Below are 17,697 nucleotides of genomic sequence, written 5' to 3'. Positions count from 1 at the left end.
GAGAGGAGGGGAAAAACCAAGTCTCCCCTCCTGACAAGGAGGGGCGGGACGCGACAAGGTCGCGGACGGGGGCGAGGCCGGGAATTCGCGGACCATGGTCCGCGCCGGCCGAACGGCATCGGCCTGCATGCCGATGCGCGCCCTGCAAGGGGTCCTGGCGCCCGTCAAGCTCCGGGCTGATCGGCGTTGGGAAAGAACAGCTGTTCGCCGCCGAGCTTGTACGCGGCGATGGCTTTCTGCCCTGCCGGCGAGATCAGCCAGTCGATGAAGGCCTGCGCATCGGCTTTCTTCACGCTCGGGTGCTTCTCGGGATTGACCAGAATCACGCCGTACTGATTGAAGAGCCGCTTGTCGCCTTCGACCAAAATGGCGAGCTCGCCGCGGTTCTTGAAGGCGAGCCAGGTGGCGCGGTCGGAGAGCACGTAGGCGTTCATCGACGACGAGGTGTTGAGCGCCGGTCCCATGCCCTGGCCGGTCTCGCGATACCAGCTCGCTTTGTCCTTGCCCACCTCGATTCCGGCCACCTTCCACAGCCGCAGCTCGGCCATGTGCGTGCCGCTGCGATCGCCCCGCGAGACGAACGGTGCCTTGGCGCGCTCGACCTTGCGCAGCGCTTCGACGATGTCCTTGCCGCCGGCGACCTTGGCCGGATCCGCTTTCGGGCCGATCAGGACGAAGTCGTTGTACATGACCGGCTGGCGCTTCACACCGTTGCCTTCGGCGATGAACTTCTCTTCCGCGGCACGCGCGTGCACGAACACGACGTCGGCGTCGCCGCGGCGCGCAAGGTCGAGCGCCTGCCCGGTCCCGAGCGCGACCACGCGCACCTCGATGCCGGTCTTCTTCTGGAACTGCGGCAGGATGTGCTTGAACAGGCCCGACTGCTCGGTGGACGTGGTGGATGCCACCGTGATGAAGCGCTGCGCGGCTGCGTTCGGCGCGAGGGCGAGCGCGGCGATGAGCGCAACGAGGGACATGATCGTTCGTTTCAGTGCCATGGCAGTTCTCCTTTGATGAAAGCGGCAGCTTCGGGCGTTTGCGGTGTGCGGAAAAAGCGTTCGACCGGCGCACGCTCGACCAGGCGCCCGCGATCGATGAACAGGATCTCGTCGCCCAGGCGCCGGGCTTGTCCGAGGTTGTGCGTGGTCATTACGACCTTGGTCCCGCCGGCGCGGATGCGTTCGACGATTTCTTCCACTTCGCGCGTCGCACCCGGGTCGAGGTTCGCGGTGGGCTCGTCGAGAAAGAAGACTTCGGGCTCGATCGCCCAGGCGCGTGCGAGCGCAAGCCGTTGCTGCTCGCCCCCGGAAAGCACGCGGGCGGGCCGCTTCGCCGCATGCCACAGGCCGACCGCCCGCAACGCGTTTTCGGCGCGCGCCACCCGCTCGCGACGAGGCACGTCCGCGAGCGCGAGCGCGTACGTCACATTGCCCAGTGCCGAACGGCGCAGCATCACCGGGCGCTGAAACACCATCGCCTGCCGTAAACGCCGTTGCGCTTGCGCGGCCCCCCGCCACTCGATGCGGCCCGCGCTCGGGGCCAGCAGCCCGTGGCACAGGCGCAGCAGCACGCTCTTGCCCGCGCCATTGGGGCCAAGAATGACCGTGCGGGAGCCGGCCTCGATGGCGCAGCTGACGTCGTCGATGATGGTGCAGCCGTTGACGCCGAAGCTCACGTGATCGAGCACCAAGGGCAGCAGCGAGGTGAGATTCATCGGCGGGCGGCTGCTATCCATAGCGATGTTGCGCCCCGGTCTTGATCGCCTGGGCCGCGGCGTTGATGCCCAGCACCAGGCACACCAGCACGATGCCCAAGCCCAGCGCGAGCGGCAGGTCGCCCTTGCTGGTCTCGAGGGCGATGGCGGTGGTCATCACGCGCGTCACGCCGTCGATGTTGCCGCCCACGATCATGACCGCGCCCACCTCGGCGGCGGCGCGGCCGAAGCCGGCGAGCACGACCGTAACCAGGGAAAAGCGCGTGTCCCATACCATGGTGAGTCCCGCTCGCAGCGGCGTTACGCCGAGCGAGCGCAATTGCTCCGAGTATTCGCTCCACGCGTCTTCCACGATCTGGCGGGAAAGGCCAGCGACGATCGGCACGATCAGCAGGGTTTGCGCGATCACCATGGCGGTGGGCGTGAACAGCAGTCCCAGCGGCCCCAGTGGCCCCGCGCGCGACAGGACCAGATACACGACGAGCCCCACCACGACCGGGGGCAGCCCCATGAACGCATTGAGCGCAACGATCGCCGCATGGCGGCCTGGAAAACGCACGATCGCGATGAAGGCGCCGAGCGGCAGACCAATGAGCGTCGCCAGGCAGGCTGCGCTCAGGCTCACGCCGAGGCTCAGGCCGACGATGGCGGCGAGCTCGCTATCGGCGCTCGCAACCAGTCGCGCCCCTTGCGCGAACGCCGACCAGAAGTCTTCCATGGAAGTATGCCGACCTGGCCCTATTTGCGGGCGCAGGAATTGTATGCCAGGCTGGGCGCTGATTCGAATATGCAGGATCGTGCATATGAAGCTCGGCAAGTCGCAGCCAACCATTGCGGACGTGCGCATGCGCGGGTTTCCGTCCCGCGCACAAGTTGCGACTGCGCTCGACTGGATCGAGCGCAACGTGCGCGCGCTCGATCCGGAAGCCGTCGCGCTCGACGAGTTGCATGGCCGTGTCCTCGCATCCGCCGTGACGGCCGGGTTGGACGTGCCCGCATTCGATCGCGCGGCGATGGACGGCTATGCGCTGCGAGGCGCCGAAACGATCGGCGCCGCCGAATACAACCCGCTCGCGTTCGAGCTGCGCGGCGCCGCATTGCCCGGTCGTCCGTATGACGCTGCGGTTCTGCCTGGCACGGCGATACGCATCATGACCGGCGCGCCCATGCCCGAAGGCGCGGACGCGGTCGTGCCGGCCGAGTTCGCGCTCGAGCGCGATGGCCGGGTGGAAATCGCGGCGCCGCTCGCCACGGGCAAGAATGTCGGCCGGCGCGCCGAGGATGTGCGTGCGGGCGCCGTCGTCATGCAGGCCGGACGGCGGCTGCGCGCTCAGGATGTCGGCCTGCTGGCGTCCATCGGCATCGGTGCCGCGTCCGTGATCCGGCGTCCGCGGGTGCGCATCGTCGCAAGCGGCGACGAACTGGCCGCACCCGGTGCGTCGAAAGGGCCGCATCAAATCTACGATGCCAATTCGCCGATGCTGCGCGGGCTTGCCGCGCGCGACGGCGCGCTGCTCGAGTCCGCGCTGCGGGTTCGCGACGACCGGCAGGCGATCCGCGAGGCGATGCTCGCTCCCGGCGCGGACGTAGTGCTGATCTCCGGAGGCTCGAGCGTGGGCGCGGAAGACCACGCACCTGGGCTGCTGGCCGAGATGGGGACGCTCGCGATCCACGGCATCGCCATGCGCCCTTCGAGTCCCGCCGGCTTCGGCCGGCTCGGCGACACGCTCGTGTTCCTGCTGCCCGGCAACCCCGTGTCGTGCCTGTGCGCGTACGATTTCTTTGCCGGCCGTGCGCTGCGTCTGCTCGGTGGGCGTGGCGCTGACTGGCCGCATCGGCGCCAACGCGCGGTGCTGAGGCAAAAAATCGCCTCCGCGGTCGGTCGCGTCGATTACTGCCGCGTCCGGCTGCAGGGTGACGAGGCCGAGCCGCTGGCGTTGAGCGGTGCCTCCATACTGTCGTCCACCACGCGTGCGGACGGATTCGTCATCGTGCCCGAGGAAAGCGAAGGCTACGCGCCGGGAACCGAGATCGGCGTTTATCTCTACGGACCGTTCGGCTAGGGGTGCCGCATGAAGCAGGAAAGAGAATCGTCGGCTGCACAGCGCGCGGCGCGTCAGGAGCAGTTCCTGGAGGTCGTGACCCGGGACGAAGCGGTTGTGCGTTTTCAGCGTCACCTGCGCCTCGAGCCACTGGGCACGGAACGCGTCGCCTTGAGCCGGGCATTGCGGCGCGTGCTGGCCGTGACGGTGGCGTCGAGCATCGACGTGCCGGGCTTCGATCGCTCGAACGTGGACGGTTTCGCCGTGGTCGCGGCCGATACCTTCGGCGCGATGGAAGAGCACGCGCGTGCCATTGCGCTCAACGAAGAGGTGCTGGAGCCGGGGCGGACGCCGCTCGAGCCGGTCTCGGCGGGTCGCGCGAGCGTCATTGCAACCGGCGGCATGCTGCCGCGCGGCGCCGATGCGGTCATCATGGTCGAGCACACCGAAATTGCCGACGACGCGAGCATCGCATGTCGCAACTCGGTGGCGCCGGGTCAGAACGTGAGCTTTGCCGGCACCGACATCGCCAAGGGCGAGACCGTGCTGCGTCGCGGCCAGGTCCTCACTTCGCGCGAGATCGGCGTGCTCGCCGCCATCGGGCTTGCCGAGGTCGATGTCTACCGGCGTCCGCGCGTGGCGATCGTCTCCACCGGCAACGAGATCATCGCGCCCGGAAACCCACCGCGCGCAGGCGCGGTGTACGACTCCAATGCCGCCATCATCGCCGCCGCGGTGGAGGAATTGGGTGGCGAGGGGCACGTGCTCGGTATCGTCACCGACGACGACGTCCAGCTCAGCGCGATGCTGGAACGTGGCATGAGCTATGACATGGTCATCCTGTCCGGCGGGACGTCGAAGGGCGCCGGAGACATCTCCTACCGCGTCGTCAGCCGCCTCGGCAATCCGGGCATCGTCGCCCACGGCGTCGCGTTGAAGCCGGGCAAGCCGATCTGTCTGGCCGTCACCGGCGGCAAGCCGGTCGTGGTGCTACCCGGCTTTCCGACCTCGGCCATCTTCACGTTCCACGAATTCGTCGCGCCGGTATTGCGCGCGTTCGCGGGCTTGCCGCCAACGCAACGCCGCAGCGTCGAGGCGCGGCTGCCGGTGCGGGTCAATTCCGAACGCGGCCGAACCGAATACCTGCTGGTGAGCCTGTTCGAGACCGAGCAGGGCCTTGCGGCCTATCCCATGGGCAAGGGCTCGGGTTCGGTTACGGCCTTCAGCTACGCCGACGGCTTCGTGACCATCGGCCAGCACGACGAGATCCTGGAGGCCGATACACCGGTCGCCGTCCAGCTGCTGGGCGAAGGCCTGGAGCCGGCGGCGCTGGTCGCGATCGGCAGCCACTGCGTCGGGCTCGACTACCTGCTCGGTGAGCTGCAGGCGCGCGGCATGCCGGTCAAGGCGCTGCATGTCGGCAGCATGGGCGGACTTGCGGCCGCGCGCCGCGGCGAGTGCGACCTCGCGGGCATCCACGTGATGGATTCGAAAACGGGCGAATACAACCGGCCGTTTCTCGATCCGAGCCTGGCGCTCATCCCCGGATACCGGCGCATGCAGGGCATCGTGTTCCGGCCGGGCGACGCACGCTTCGAAAAGCGCGAGGTGGCAGGGGCCATCGCGCAGGCACTGAGCGATCCTGAATGCACGCTGGTCAATCGCAATCCGGGCAGCGGCACGCGCATCCTCATCGATCGCCTGCTCGAGGGCCGGCAGCCGCCCGGTTACGGCGTGCAGACCAAGTCGCACAATGCGGTCGCCACCGCAGTCGCACAGGGGCGTGCGGATTGGGGGCTCGCGATCGATACCGTGGCGAAACAGTACGGACTTGGTTTCGTTCCGGTGCAGGAAGAGCACTACGACTTCGTCGTGCCGAGGGCGCGTCTGGAGCGGCCTGCGGTTGCGTTGTTCCGCTCGTTGCTACAGGAGCCGGCCGTGCGTGCACGGCTGCAGCAGCTGGGATTTCGCCTGGATTGAGCCGCCCCGGGTAGGAACGCGCGCTATCTCTTGCCGGAGCACGCCTTGCGCTGCTGTACGCCGTTGACATAGCCGTAAACCGCCTCGATTTGCCCGCCTCGATCACGCACGTGCACTTCACCGTCGCATCTGCGAGCGGCGTCGCACGCCCATTCGACCATGTACGACTTGTCTTCCGAGGGATACACGCCCGCGGAGACGTCGGGAATATGGACATGCCACATGCCGTCGCGCTGGAGGACCTGATAGATCTTCACGGCTACCTCGCGAAATTCCGGCGCGCGAAGTCGGTCGAGCCGGACCTGGCGCTCGTCCGAGCGGGGCAGCGTCCGAGCACATTACTGCAGTTCACGGCTTCTCCGCCGGCAGGTACCGGCTCTGCTGTTCATGGGACGTACCCAGGATGTGCCTGGCGGCCGATCCGTACGTGCTTCCGATCGGAAGGCCGAGCTGCTGACACGTCAACCCTGGCAATGGATTCATGCAAGTTTTCAGATCGAAGGCGAGCCGATCGCAGAGCGCGTCATCCCGGGCGTCGACGGCGTTCAGAAAACGATCGCGCAGCTCTGCCGGCGCATACATCAAGTCGTCCGTACTCATGGCGTGTGGTTCCCTCGGGATTCGCAAGCCTCGACGGGCAAGCTCCAGAAATTTCGCGTGATGCTGAGCACGTCGAGGATTCGGCGCTGCTGCGACCAATGCGCCATCGGGCCGAACGAAAGCGCTGGGTCGTGGACGCTCCACTGAGCAGGCGGGGAATGATTTTGCGCTGCTGGATATTTATGTTTCACAAGGCATCCTGGGTGTTCGGGGTACGCATGATTTCGCACCCGGCTGCCTCCTGGGCGAGCACAGCCAGTATGCGCGCAATCCATTCCGCGATCGCAGCGCGCGCGAAATAAATGGCGCGAACCATTCCCGGCGGGCGTGGTCGGCCAAGCGTCGAGGCAGGCCTTGCGCGCAGGCGCGGTGTCTTGCGGCATCGCAGGCAGTCGCGCTGGTCCGCGTGGACCTGTGCAGACCCGATGTTCTCGCTGCCCGAGCGCGCGGCGGCGCAGAGGTGGGCTGCCGAACGTAGACAAAGCGTACGATAATGCTCACCTGCACAGGGCCGATTTCAACGCACCGGACCCGTATATGCGCCTCATCATCGGCAACAAGAACTACTCGTCCTGGTCGCTGCGGGCGTGGCTGCCGCTGCGACATCTGGAAGTGCCGTTCGAAGAAGAGCGGATTGCGCTGTTCGAGCCCGGCTACAAGGACCGCGTCCTCGCCCATTCGCCTGCCGGGAAGGTGCCCGTGCTGATCGATGGCGACGTGACGGTGTGGGACTCGCTTGCCATCGGCGAGTACCTGGCGGACACGTTTCCCGAGCGCGGCTTGTGGCCCGCGGCGACCGCTCACCGGGCGGCTGCGCGCAGCTTCAGCGCCGAGATGCACTCGGGGTTTCCGGAGCTGCGCACGCGCATGCCGATGAACATCCGTTCGCGCTACCCGGGGCGCGGCCGCACCCCGGCCGTGGCGGTCGATATCGCCCGCATCTGCCAGATCTGGCGCGAGTGCCTGCGGCGCTCCGGCGGCCCGTTCCTGTTCGGCGCCTTCGGGCTGGTGGATGCCATGTACGCGCCGGTGGCGGCACGCTTTCTCACCTATGCGGTCGAGCTCGAGGCCGAGCTCGCCGCCTATGCCGATCGCATCTGGAATCTGCCCGCCATGCAGGAATGGCGGGCTGCGGCGGCGGCCGAAACCGAAATCCTCGCCGAGGACGAACCGTACCGGTGAAGATCTACGCGGTCGGCGGGGCAGTCCGGGACGACATGCTCGGGCTGCCGGTGAAGGACCGCGACTACGTGGTGGTCGGCGCCACGCCCGAAGAAATGGTTCGGCTGGGCTATCGCCCGGTCGGGCGCGACTTCCCCGTCTTCCTGCACCCCGAAACCCATGAGGAATACGCGCTCGCGCGCACCGAGCGCAAGAGCGGCCGCGGCTATCGCGGCTTTCAGGTCCATGCCGCGCCCGACGTGACGCTCGAGGACGATCTGGCGCGGCGCGACCTCACGATCAACGCCATGGCGCGTGCGGCCGATGGCACGTTGATCGATCCGTTCAACGGCGCGGCCGATATCGCCGCCCGGACATTGCGCCACGTCGGGCCCGCATTCGTGGAGGACCCGGTGCGGGTGTTGCGCGTCGCCCGTTTCAGCGCGCGCTTAGGATTCGACATCGCGCCCGAAACCAGGGCGCTCATGCGCCGAATGGTCGCCGAGGGTGAAGTCGATGACCTGGTTGCCGAGCGCGTCTGGCAGGAGATCTCCGCGGGGCTCATGAACGCGGGGCCGAGGCGGATGTTCGAGGCGCTGCGCGAGTGCGGGGCGCTCGAGCGCATCCTGCCCGAAGTCGATCGCCTGTTTGGCGTGCCGCAGCCGGCACAGCACCATCCCGAGGTCGACACCGGCGATCACGTTTTGCGCGTGCTCGACTGCGCGGCGGGCCGCGACGAGCCGCTGGAAGTGCGCTTCGCTGCGCTCGTACACGATCTCGGCAAGGGCACGACACCGCGCGCGGAATGGCCGCGGCATATCGCGCACGAATCGCGTTCGGTTCCGCTCATCGAAGCGCTGTGCGAGCGCTTGCGCGTACCGGCGGCATGCCGGGAGCTCGCGCTCATCGTCGCCCGCGTGCACGCGAACGTGCATCGCGCGCTGGAGCTCAAGCCGGCGACGCTGCTGAAGCTCCTCGAGCAGTCGGACTATTTCCGCCGTCCCGAGCGGCTGGAGCTCGTGCTGCGCGCCTGCGAATGCGATGCGCGCGGGCGCAAGGGTCTGGAGGAGCGCCCGTACCCGCAGGCCGAGCACGTGCGCCGCGTTGCGCGAGCTGCCGCAGCCGTCGACGCCGGTGCGATCGCGCAGGCGACCGAGGATCGCACGCAGATCAAGGACAAGGTGCGGCAGGCGCGCGTCGGCGCCATCAGCTCGGTGCCCGAAGATTGACACCGGCGCGGCGCGATCGGGACAATACCGCGCTCGCGTTAAGCACAAATCGATCGTTGCAATTCATACTGGAGAAGGAGCGTCATGGCGCAGAAGATGACCGGCGCGCGATTGTTCGCGCAGACCCTGGCGGCGTACGGCGTATCGCACGTCTTCTTCATGGACGCCGTGCTGCGCCGCGCCCTGGCCGAGATGGAGGACTGCGGCATCACGCGCATCCTCGGCCATTCCGAGAAGGCGGTCGCGTACATGGCCGACGGCTACGCCCGGGTATCGGGGCGCCCGGGCGTGTGCTTCGCGCAATCCGTCGGCGCGGCGAACCTGGCCGCCGCGATGCAGGATCCTTATCTCGGCCATTCGGCCGTCGTTGCGTTCACCGGCCGGCACGTGCCGGCCTTTCAGCATCGCAACGCCTACCAGGAAGTCGAGCACCAACCGCTGTTCTCGGCGAAGGCGGCGATGCTGGAGGACCATGCGCTCTTTCGCGGCGCGGTGGGTCTCTACGGCCGCGGTTGCGCCAATCATGTCGTGGCCGACGCGGATCTGGTCATCTTCGCCGGCAGCAATACGAGCGATCACACGACCGCGAACTACAAAATGCCGAAGCAGGGCACGCCGATCGTGCAGATCGACCAGGACCCGGTCGAGATCGGCCGCAACTATTCGAATACGGTCGGCCTGCTGGCCGACGTCGCCGCGGGCATGGAAGCGCTGGCCTCTGCCTGCAAGCCCGGCCAGCACGGCGACTGGCTGGGACAAACTCAGAAGTACGTGGACGAGTGGCGTGCCGAGGCCGAAAAGGCGCGCTCGTCGGCGCAGATGCCGATGCGCCCGGAGCGGGTCTGTGCCGAGCTGACCGAAGTTCTGCCGCGCGATGCGATCCTCGTCGCCGACACGGGATACGCCGCGCTCTGGACCGGCACGCTCGTCTATCTGCGCCATCCGACGCAACAGTACATTCGTGCGGCGGGCTCGCTCGGGTGGTCGTTTCCCGCAGCGCTGGGGGCGAAGTGCGCAGCGCCGGAGCGGCCGGTGATCTGCTTCTGTGGCGACGGCGGATTCTTCTACCACCTGCCGGAGCTCGAGACCGCACGCCGGCGCGGCATCAAGACGGTGACGATAGTCAACAACAACCACGGCCTGTCGCAGGGCTATCGCAATCTCACCACGGCTTACGGCGAGCACGACAAGTCGCGCATGAACGAATGCTTCGAATACCGCGAGACCGACTTCGCCCGCGTGGCCCAGGCGTTCGATTGCTTCGGTGTGACGGTCGACAAGCCGCGCGACTTCCGCAAGGCATTCGAAGCGGCGCTCGCATCCGAGCTGCCGGCCGTGATCGACGTCAAGACGGAGTTCGCCGCCCAGGCCACGCTGCCATGGGTTCCGAGCTGAGGCAGGCCAACCACAGAGGGGGCCGGCGCATCGATGCCACACTTCCTGGCGTCCTTCCGACGAATGGCGGGCCGCTCCCAAGGGGAGAGGGGAGCGTGGTGCAGCACACGGCTTGTCACTCACTTTACGAATCATCAATAGAGAGCACACATTCATGACCGATCTGGTGCAATACCGGCAGCAGGACGCCATCGCGCATATCGTTCTCAACCGCCCCGAGAAGCTGAACGCCTTCTCGGACGACATGAGCAAGGCGCTGTCGCAGGCGCTGTACCGGTTCTACGACGACGAGGAGGCGATGGTCGGCATCGTATCCGGCAACGGCCGCGCGTTCTGCAGCGGCGCCGACGTGAAGCAGCGCCAGCTGCGCTCGGCGGAGGAGATGAAGAAGCTCGGCGGCCCGGCCGGGCGCGAAGGCGACATCCGCCCGCCGTTCTTCAAGCCACCGGTGGGAAAACCGCTGATCGCTGCGGTGCATGGCTATGTTCTCGGCGCCGGCCTGCGCATCCAGCTCTATTGCGACCTGACGGTGGCCGCGAAAGACGCGAAGTTCCAGGTAACCGAAGTCGCGCGCGGCATCAACGGCGTGCCGTTCTGGCTGATGCTCACGCAGCGCGGTGCCGGCGCCTTTGCCGAGGACGTGTGCATGACCGGTCGCATGTGGAGCGCCGAAGAGGGCATGCGCTACAACCTGATCAATCGCCTGGCCGAGCCGGGCGAGCATATCGTCGAGGCGGAGAAGCTTGCGCGCGAGGTGCTGCAGAATCCGCCGCTCGCGGTGCGCGCCATCGTCGAGACCCGTCGCTCGGCGCTGGAGGAGATCGACGTGAGGGCGTACGCGTTGCGCCCCCGCGGCTTGCATCTCACCGAGGATTTTCGCGAGAGCGCGCGCGCGTTCGTCGAGAAGCGCAAGCCCGTGTACAAGGGCCGGTAGTCTTCGGAGCAGTCATCCGGGCGAAAACCACACCACCCCGTCACTTCGTGACACCCCTCCTCATGAGAGGAGGGGAAACACACCACCCCGTCACTTCGTGACACCCCTCCTCATGAGAGGAGGGGAAACACACCACCCCGTCACTTCGTGACACCCCTCCTCATGAGAGGAGGGGAAACACACCACCCCGGCGCCTACACCACCCCGGCGGGAGAACCTTTCGTTCCCCTCCTGGCAAGGAGGGGCGGGACGCGCGAATCGCGCGGACGGGGTGGTCTTCCGCGCGACACCACACCACCCCGTCACTTCGTGACACCCCTCCTCATGAGAGGAGGGGAAACACACCACCCCGGCGCTGCGCGCCACCCCTCTACGTGAGCGGAGGGGAAGGAATTCGCTGGCTCACGCCGGCGCGATCAGCCCGCCCGCTTCGGCCAGCGCAGCGAGATGGTGGTCGGTATCGCCGAACAGCGTCTCCATGGCGGTGAAGCGCTTGAAGTAGTGTCCGATCTTGTATTCGAGCGTCATACCGATGCCGCCGTGCAGCTGCACCGCCTGCTGGCCGATGTAGCGCCCCGAGCGGCGGATCTGCACCGTGGCGGCCGAGATGGCCTTGCGGCGCTCGGCAGCGTCGGGTTCTTCCACCATCATGGTTGCGAACAGCGCCATGCTGCGCGCCTGCTCGAGCTCGACCAGCATGTCGACCGCGCGATGCTGCAGCGCCTGGAAGCTGCCGATGGTGACGCCGAACTGCTTGCGCGTCTTCAGGTACTCGACCGTCGTTTCGTGAGCCGCGGCCATCGCGCCGACCGCTTCGGCCGCAAGCGCGGCCAAGGCGCAATCGGCGACGCGTTCGATCACCGACGCGGCCTTGCCAGGCTCGCCCATCGCGTCCCGGGACGCGATGGGCACACCGGAGAGCGTGATCTGCGCCGCGCGCAGGCCGTCCTGCGTGCCGTAGCCGCGCCGCTCCACGCCGGGCGCATCGGCATCGACCAGAAAGAGCGCGATACCGTCGCGATCGCGCCGCTCGCCGGAAATGCGCGCGGACACGATCAGCTTGTCCGCGCTGTCGCCGTGCATGACGTGGCTCTTGGCTCCGTCCAGGATCCAGCCGTCGGCATCGCGCCGCGCGCTGCAGGCGACATCGCAAAGGTCGTAGCGCGATTGCGCTTCGCTGTGCGCCCAGGCGGCGAGGAGGCTGCCGTCGGCGATCCGCGGCAGAAGCTCGGCCCGCTGCGCTTCGCTGCCGGCGAGCTGGATCAGGCCGCCGCTCAGAATCACGGTCGCGAGATACGGCTCCAGCGTGAGGCCGCGGCCGAACGCCTCCATCACGATCATCGTCTCGATCGCGCCGCCGTTGCTGCCGCCGTGGCGTTCTTCGAAGGGCAATCCCAGCAATCCCATCTCGGCGTAGCGGCGCCAAAGGTCGCGGCTGAAGCCGGCCTCCTCCTTGAGGTATTTCTTGCGCTGCTCGAAGCCGTAGCGCTCGGCGATCAGGCGCTCGACGCTGTCCTCGAGCATGCGCTGCTCTTCGCTCAAATCGAAGTCCATGCGGCTCTCCCGTGCCTGCCTGCGTTGCCTACAGCCCGAGCAGGCGCTTGGCGATGACGTTGCGCTGGATCTCGTTCGAGCCGCCGTAGATCGAGGCGGCCCGGGTGTAGAAATAATCCGGCGCGATCATCGGCCCCCATTCCGGGCCGATCGGCTCGTCGGTCGCCGTGCCCCACAGGTGCTCGGGCTGCAGCGCCAAGGCGTCGGGGCCGGCGACTTCCATCAGGATCTCGGTCGCGGCCTGCTGCAGCTCGGAGCCCTTGAGCTTCAGCACCGACGAGGCCGGATCCTGTACCCCGGGCGGGAGCTTGCGAGCGTTGCAGACGACGCGCATCTGCGTGATCTCGAGCGCCTTCAATTGCACCTCGATGTCGGCGACCTTCTCGCGGAAGCGCGGCGTCTCGGCGAGCGGCGTTGCGCCGAGCATGATCGTGCGGGCAAGCTCTTTCGCCCGCTGGATGCGGTATTTCGACGCGCCCACGCGGGCGATGCCGGTGCGCTCGTTGCCGAGCAGAAACTTGGCATAGGTCCAGCCCTTGTTCTCCTCGCCCACGCGATTGGCCACCGGCACGCGCGCGTCGTCGAAGAACACTTCGTTGAAATGATGCTCGCCGTCGATGGTCGGAATCGGCCGTACCGTGATGCCCGGCGTTTTCATGTCGATCAGCAGGTACGTGATGCCGGCCTGCGGCTTGGCCTTCGGGTCAGTGCGCACGAGGCAGAACATCCAGTCGGCATGATGCGCGCGCGAGGTCCAGATCTTCTGGCCGTTGACGACGTAGTCGTCGCCTTCACGGCGGGCCGAGGTGCGCAGCGAGGCGAGATCGGAGCCTGCGCCGGGCTCGGAGAAGCCCTGGCAGAACCAGTAGTCCAGATTCGCGACGCGCGGCAGAAAATGCCGCTTCTGCGCATCGGTGCCGAAGGCGATCAGCACGGGCCCGACCATGCTCACGTTGAACGACAGCGGATCGGGCGCGGGCGCGAGCTGCATCTCCTCGCGGAAGACGTAGTTCTTGACCGGTCCCCAGTCCGTTCCGCCCCATTCGGCCGGCCAGTGCGGGACCGCCCAGCCCTTGGCGTTGAGGATGCGTTGCCAGCTCACCGTGTCTTCCTTGGACAGGCGCTGCCCCAGCTCGGTCTTGCGGCGGATATCGGCCGGCAGCGCGGTACGGAAGAACGTGCGCACCTCGTCGCGAAATGCCAGCTCGTCGGGCGTGAAGCGCAGATCCATGGTGTATCTCCTCCTTGGCCGGGTGCTGCCAATGATCCGATGATTGTACTGGCAGTCGACGCAGATCGCGCGAGCTCGCGGCCGCTATAAGGTCGCGCGCCGGTCGCCGCTCGAGAAGCCCAGGAGCGGGGGCTCGATGCCGCGTCCGAAAGCAATGGCCTTGAACAATTCCCCCATCTCCGCCGGGCTCAGGAGCTTCTGCACCCCCGCTGCAGCCTTCGTATAGCGCACGGTGTCGTTGACCGGGATGGACGCCAGCCGGTCGAGGATGTTGCAGTTGATGAGCAAATGCGCCTGGGTGGCATAGCCCAGCACCTTCAGGCCGGACTCGTGGGCCGCATCGGCGAGCGCGGAGAAGTCGACGTGCACGCTGATGTCCTGCAAGCCGACGAGCTGGAGCGGATCGTCGTGCGCGTAGTGCCGATAGTGGCACATGAGCGTGCCGCGGTTGCGTTGCGGGTGGTAGTACTCGCGCCGCGTGAAGCCGTAATCGAGCAGCAGCACGACGCCGCGTTCGAGCGTATCGCTCAAGGCTCGGACGAGCGCGCGCGCGGCCAGGTGCAATTCGGTCGTGTAGCCCTCCGGCAGCTGCAGCGCTTGCGCGGCGTGCAGCAACTCGCCTCTGGCGGGGCGGCTGCTCCAGGTCAGCTCGTCGCTAGCGGGTGCCTTGCGCGTCACACCCAGCTCGAGCAGCGCCTCGTTGCGGCATGTGACCAGCGCGGTCGGCATGGCATCCAGCACTTCGTTGCCGAGCACCACGCCGCGGATACGCTGCGGCAGGCGTTCGAGCCAATGCACGCGATCCAGCAAGTGGGGTACGGTTTCCCGCAGCGTCGTGCGCTGCCGCTCGGCGAGCGCGGCCGAGATCTCCAGGATGCCGTAGCGGCGAGGCAGTCGATCGCGCCGTTCGAGCTCGCGCAGGATATCGGCCGCGAGGATCCCGCTGCCGGCGCCGAGCTCGACGATGTCCTCGCATCCGGCCGCGATCAGCTCGGCGAGCTGGGCCGCGAGCGCAGCGCCGAAGAACGCAGTGGTTTCGGGCGCGGTGACGAAATCGCCCGCCGCTCCGAGCTTGGGCGTGCCGCTGGCGTAGTAGCCCAAGCCCGGGGCGTACAGTGCGAGCTCCATGAAGCGTGCGAACGGCAGGAAGCCGTCGCGCTCGATTTCGTCCAGCACACGCTCGCGCAAGGCGCGGCTGCGTGCAAGGTCCGCCGGTTCGGGCTGTGGCAGATGGCGCAAGGGCAGGCGCAGGGCGCTCATCGGGGTTCGGGGTAGAATCGATGCCATCATGCGAGGGCCACGCCATGCAAACGACATGCGCGCGTTGGCAGGCAGAACCGTGCTCGTCACGGGTGGCGCCCGTCGCGTAGGCGCGGCGATTTGCCGGCGTTTGCACCGGGCCGGCGCAAACGTCGTGATTCATTATCGCACGTCGCGTTCGGACGCTACCCGCCTGCAACGCCGGCTGGAAGCCGAGCGGCCAGGCTCGGCGGCGTGTGTTTGCGCCGACCTGCTCGACTTCGATGCGCTCGACGCCATCGTGTCGAGCGCAATCGCGCGCTTCGGCCGGCTCGATGCACTGGTCAACAACGCGTCCAGCTTCTATCCCACGCCGCTTGCGGATATCAGGCTGCAGGAGTGGAACGACCTGGTCGGTACCAATCTCCAGGCGCCGCTGTTTCTCGTCCGTGCTGCCTGCGCCGAGCTGACTCGCCGCCGCGGCGCGATCGTCAACATCGCGGACGTGCACGCCGAGCGTCCGCTCGCAGGTCACCTGGTGTACAGCGTCGCGAAGGCGGGTCTGGTGGCGCTGACCCGGGCGCTGGCCCTGGAGCTCGCGCCGCACGTGCGGGTGAACGCGGTCGCACCGGGCGCGATCGCCTGGCCGGAAAAGGGAATCCTGGCCGTGCCGAAGCTGCAACGGGACATCCTGCGTCGCACCCCGATGGGCAGGATCGGGTCACCCGAGGATATTGCGGCCGCGGTGCACTACCTCGTCGCCGAGGCGCCTTTCGTGACCGGGCACGTCCTCGCGGTCGATGGCGGACGCAGCCTCGTCCTGTAGCGGCCGATAACGCCGCCAGCAAGGGCTTATCGGCGGCAACTGCCCGTCTTTCGGCATCGTTCCTGGCTTCGAGGCAGCGCCCGTTCGCTTGAATGGGATTGTCAAAGTTACTTTGACATGTTAATTTCGCCCCGTCTCTTCGTGGGAACCCCGCAATGAACTGTGCCGGCCGTCTGGTCGCGCTTTTCGGCAGCCAGGCCGAACTGGCACGGCGCCTGAGCGTCGATCGCGCCGTGGTCAGCAACTGGATCAAGGTCGGTTACGTGCCGGCGCGCTGGGCCATGGAGGTCGAGCAGCTCACCGCCGGAGAGATCAGCGCGGTGGAGATTCTGAACGAGGCGACCGCGCGCAAACCGCTCAAGTTGAAATCGCGGCCCGACGGCGAAAGCCTGTTCGGTTCGCCTCTGCAAGGGAACGAAACCATGAACAGCTACGCCCCCTCCAAGCGCATCCATTCCTTCCATCCGCCGCAGCGCACGCTCATGGGGCCTGGACCCACCGAAATCCATCCGCGGGTCCTCACCACCATGAGCCAGCCCGCGATCGGGTATCTCGATCCGGTCTTCGTCGAGATGATGGAAGAGCTGAAGACGCTGCTGCGCTACGCCTACCAGACGAAGAACGCCCTCACCTTCCCGATATCCGGGCCCGGCTCGGTCGGCATGGAGTTCTGCTTCGTCAACATGGTCGCGCCGGGGGACAAGGTGGTCGTGTGCCGCAACGGCGTCTTCGGCGGGCGCATGATGGAGAACGTCGAGCGCTGCGGCGGCATCCCGATCGTCATCGACGAGACCTGGGGCGATGCGGTGGATCCGCAGAAGCTCGAAGATACGCTGAAGAGCAACCGCGACGTACGCGTGGTGGCATTCGTGCACGCCGAAACGTCGACCGGTTGCCAATCCGACGTCAAGGTGCTGACCGAGATTGCGCACCGCTACGGCGCGCTGGTCATCGTCGATGCCGTGACCTCGCTCGGCGGTACGCCGGTGTTGGTCGACGAATGGGGCGTGGACGCGATCTATTCCGCCAGCCAGAAGTGCCTGTCGTGCACGCCGGGATTGTCGCCCGTGTCGTTTTCCGAACGGGTGGTCGATTACGTGAAGGCGCGCAAGGACAAGATCAGGAGCTGGTTCATGGACATGAACCTGCTGCTCGGCTACTGGGGCGCGACGACCCGTACCTATCATCACACCGCGCCGACCAACTCGCTGTTCGCACTGCACGAGGCGCTGCTGCTCATCCGCGAGGAAGGGCTGGAGAACTGCTGGGCGCGCCATCATCGCCACCACCTGGCGCTCAAGGCGGGGCTCGAGTCGCTCAACCTGCGCTACCTCGTCAAGGAACAATACCAACTACCGCAGATGAACGCGGTGCTTTGTTCCGAAGGCGTGGACGAGGCCGAAGTGCGGCGCAGACTGCTGAACGAATTCGGGCTCGAAATCGGCGCCGGCCTGGGCCCCTTGGCAGGCAAGATGTGGCGCTTCGGGTTGATGGGATACTCCTGCCGTGCTGACAACGTCATGCTGTGCCTTGCGGCGCTCGGATCGACGCTTTCCGATCTTGGCGTCGCGGTTCATGTCGGCGATGCCGAGGCGGCTGCGCACGCCGCCTATGCCGCTCAGCACGCGCGCGCAGCGCAAGCCAAGAAAAAGGGACAGCAGCGCGCCGCCTAGGTGTCGTCGCGCGACGACGGGGTGCTCGCCGCCGCACGATGCGGATCGACGAATCGTCGACATATTTGCTTTCGCGGCCGAGACCCCCGGTACAATCCACCGATTTCCCCGGGTCCCGT

The 17,697-nt window shown here is 67.1% G+C and carries 16 protein-coding genes; 8 read left to right on the top strand and 8 right to left on the bottom strand.

Going from position 1 to position 17,697, the window contains the following annotated elements; all coding sequences use genetic code 11:
- Positions 1 to 164: 164 nt before the first annotated feature.
- The 3 genes from GEV05_20075 to GEV05_20065 are packed head-to-tail and all read right to left on the bottom strand — an operon-like array spanning position 165 to position 2,432.
- A complete protein-coding gene (locus GEV05_20075; GenBank protein ID MPZ45642.1) occupies positions 165 to 998 on the bottom strand; it encodes an extracellular solute-binding protein in 834 nt (277 codons plus the stop codon).
- Positions 989 to 1,714 (bottom strand): ATP-binding cassette domain-containing protein, encoded by a 726-nt coding sequence (locus tag GEV05_20070; protein MPZ45641.1) that lies wholly within the window; start codon positions 1,712 to 1,714, stop codon positions 989 to 991. Before GEV05_20070 ends, GEV05_20075 begins: the two co-directional genes overlap by 10 nt.
- 13 nt (positions 1,715 to 1,727) lie before the next feature.
- Complete coding sequence (locus tag GEV05_20065) at positions 1,728 to 2,432, bottom strand: ABC transporter permease (protein MPZ45640.1); 705 nt, start codon at positions 2,430 to 2,432, stop codon at positions 1,728 to 1,730.
- Between the two features lie 127 nt (positions 2,433 to 2,559).
- Here GEV05_20065 and GEV05_20060 point away from each other — a divergent pair, with 127 nt between their 5' ends.
- Together GEV05_20060 and GEV05_20055 are read left to right on the top strand one after the other, a co-directional pair.
- On the top strand, positions 2,560 to 3,777 hold the full coding sequence (locus GEV05_20060; GenBank protein ID MPZ45639.1) for a molybdopterin molybdenumtransferase MoeA: 1,218 nt from the start codon (positions 2,560 to 2,562) through the stop codon (positions 3,775 to 3,777).
- Between the two features lie 9 nt (positions 3,778 to 3,786).
- Positions 3,787 to 5,736, top strand: a complete 1,950-nt coding sequence (locus GEV05_20055) for a molybdopterin biosynthesis protein (protein MPZ45638.1) — start codon at positions 3,787 to 3,789, stop codon at positions 5,734 to 5,736.
- Positions 5,737 to 5,759: 23 nt separating this feature from the next.
- Here the strand turns inward: GEV05_20055 and GEV05_20050 are convergent, their stop codons facing one another.
- Both GEV05_20050 and GEV05_20045 read right to left on the bottom strand, forming a co-directional pair.
- Complete coding sequence (locus tag GEV05_20050) at positions 5,760 to 5,993, bottom strand: hypothetical protein (protein ID MPZ45637.1); 234 nt, start codon at positions 5,991 to 5,993, stop codon at positions 5,760 to 5,762.
- A 91-nt stretch (positions 5,994 to 6,084) separates the two neighbouring features.
- Positions 6,085 to 6,336 (bottom strand): hypothetical protein, encoded by a 252-nt coding sequence (locus GEV05_20045; protein MPZ45636.1) that lies wholly within the window; start codon positions 6,334 to 6,336, stop codon positions 6,085 to 6,087.
- A 537-nt stretch (positions 6,337 to 6,873) separates the two neighbouring features.
- On the opposite strand from GEV05_20045, the gene GEV05_20040 reads away from it, so the two are divergent.
- The 4 genes from GEV05_20040 (at position 6,874) to GEV05_20025 (ending at position 11,055) form a co-directional block, all read left to right on the top strand.
- Positions 6,874 to 7,518, top strand: coding sequence for a glutathione S-transferase (locus GEV05_20040; GenBank protein MPZ45635.1), 645 nt, complete (start codon positions 6,874 to 6,876; stop codon positions 7,516 to 7,518).
- Positions 7,515 to 8,726: a multifunctional CCA addition/repair protein gene (locus tag GEV05_20035; protein MPZ45634.1), complete on the top strand. Its 1,212-nt coding sequence runs from the start codon at positions 7,515 to 7,517 to the stop codon at positions 8,724 to 8,726. The genes GEV05_20040 and GEV05_20035 overlap by 4 nt, the downstream gene beginning before the upstream one ends.
- Positions 8,727 to 8,810: 84 nt before the next feature.
- The gene (locus GEV05_20030) at positions 8,811 to 10,121 is read left to right on the top strand and encodes a thiamine pyrophosphate-binding protein (protein ID MPZ45633.1); all 1,311 of its coding nucleotides are present in this window, start codon (positions 8,811 to 8,813) and stop codon (positions 10,119 to 10,121) included.
- A gap of 154 nt (positions 10,122 to 10,275) precedes the next feature.
- A complete protein-coding gene (locus GEV05_20025) occupies positions 10,276 to 11,055 on the top strand; it encodes a hypothetical protein (protein MPZ45632.1) in 780 nt (259 codons plus the stop codon).
- A gap of 402 nt (positions 11,056 to 11,457) precedes the next feature.
- Here the strand turns inward: GEV05_20025 and GEV05_20020 are convergent, their stop codons facing one another.
- The 3 genes from GEV05_20020 to GEV05_20010 all read right to left on the bottom strand — a co-directional run bounded on the left by GEV05_20020 (position 11,458) and on the right by GEV05_20010 (position 15,100).
- Positions 11,458 to 12,609 carry a pimeloyl-CoA dehydrogenase small subunit gene (locus tag GEV05_20020; GenBank protein ID MPZ45631.1) on the bottom strand — a complete coding sequence of 384 codons (1,152 nt, stop codon included), beginning with the start codon at positions 12,607 to 12,609 and terminating at the stop codon, positions 11,458 to 11,460.
- 28 nt (positions 12,610 to 12,637) lie between these two features.
- The gene (locus GEV05_20015) at positions 12,638 to 13,840 is read right to left on the bottom strand and encodes a pimeloyl-CoA dehydrogenase large subunit (GenBank protein MPZ45630.1); all 1,203 of its coding nucleotides are present in this window, start codon (positions 13,838 to 13,840) and stop codon (positions 12,638 to 12,640) included.
- A gap of 84 nt (positions 13,841 to 13,924) precedes the next feature.
- On the bottom strand, positions 13,925 to 15,100 hold the full coding sequence (locus GEV05_20010) for a class I SAM-dependent methyltransferase (protein MPZ45629.1): 1,176 nt from the start codon (positions 15,098 to 15,100) through the stop codon (positions 13,925 to 13,927).
- 55 nt (positions 15,101 to 15,155) lie between these two features.
- Between GEV05_20010 and GEV05_20005 the strand changes: the two genes are divergently transcribed.
- Positions 15,156 to 15,905: a pteridine reductase gene (locus GEV05_20005; GenBank protein MPZ45628.1), complete on the top strand. Its 750-nt coding sequence runs from the start codon at positions 15,156 to 15,158 to the stop codon at positions 15,903 to 15,905.
- Positions 15,906 to 16,060: 155 nt separating this feature from the next.
- The gene (locus tag GEV05_20000; GenBank protein ID MPZ45627.1) at positions 16,061 to 17,578 is read left to right on the top strand and encodes an aminotransferase class V-fold PLP-dependent enzyme; all 1,518 of its coding nucleotides are present in this window, start codon (positions 16,061 to 16,063) and stop codon (positions 17,576 to 17,578) included.
- The last annotated feature ends 119 nt before the right edge of the window (positions 17,579 to 17,697 follow it).

It is taken from the genome of Betaproteobacteria bacterium (genome assembly GCA_009377585.1).
Taxonomy (GTDB): domain Bacteria; phylum Pseudomonadota; class Gammaproteobacteria; order Burkholderiales; family WYBJ01; genus WYBJ01.
The sequence above is the reverse complement of the archived record's forward strand: the minus strand, read 5'-3'. Positions and strand labels throughout refer to the sequence as shown.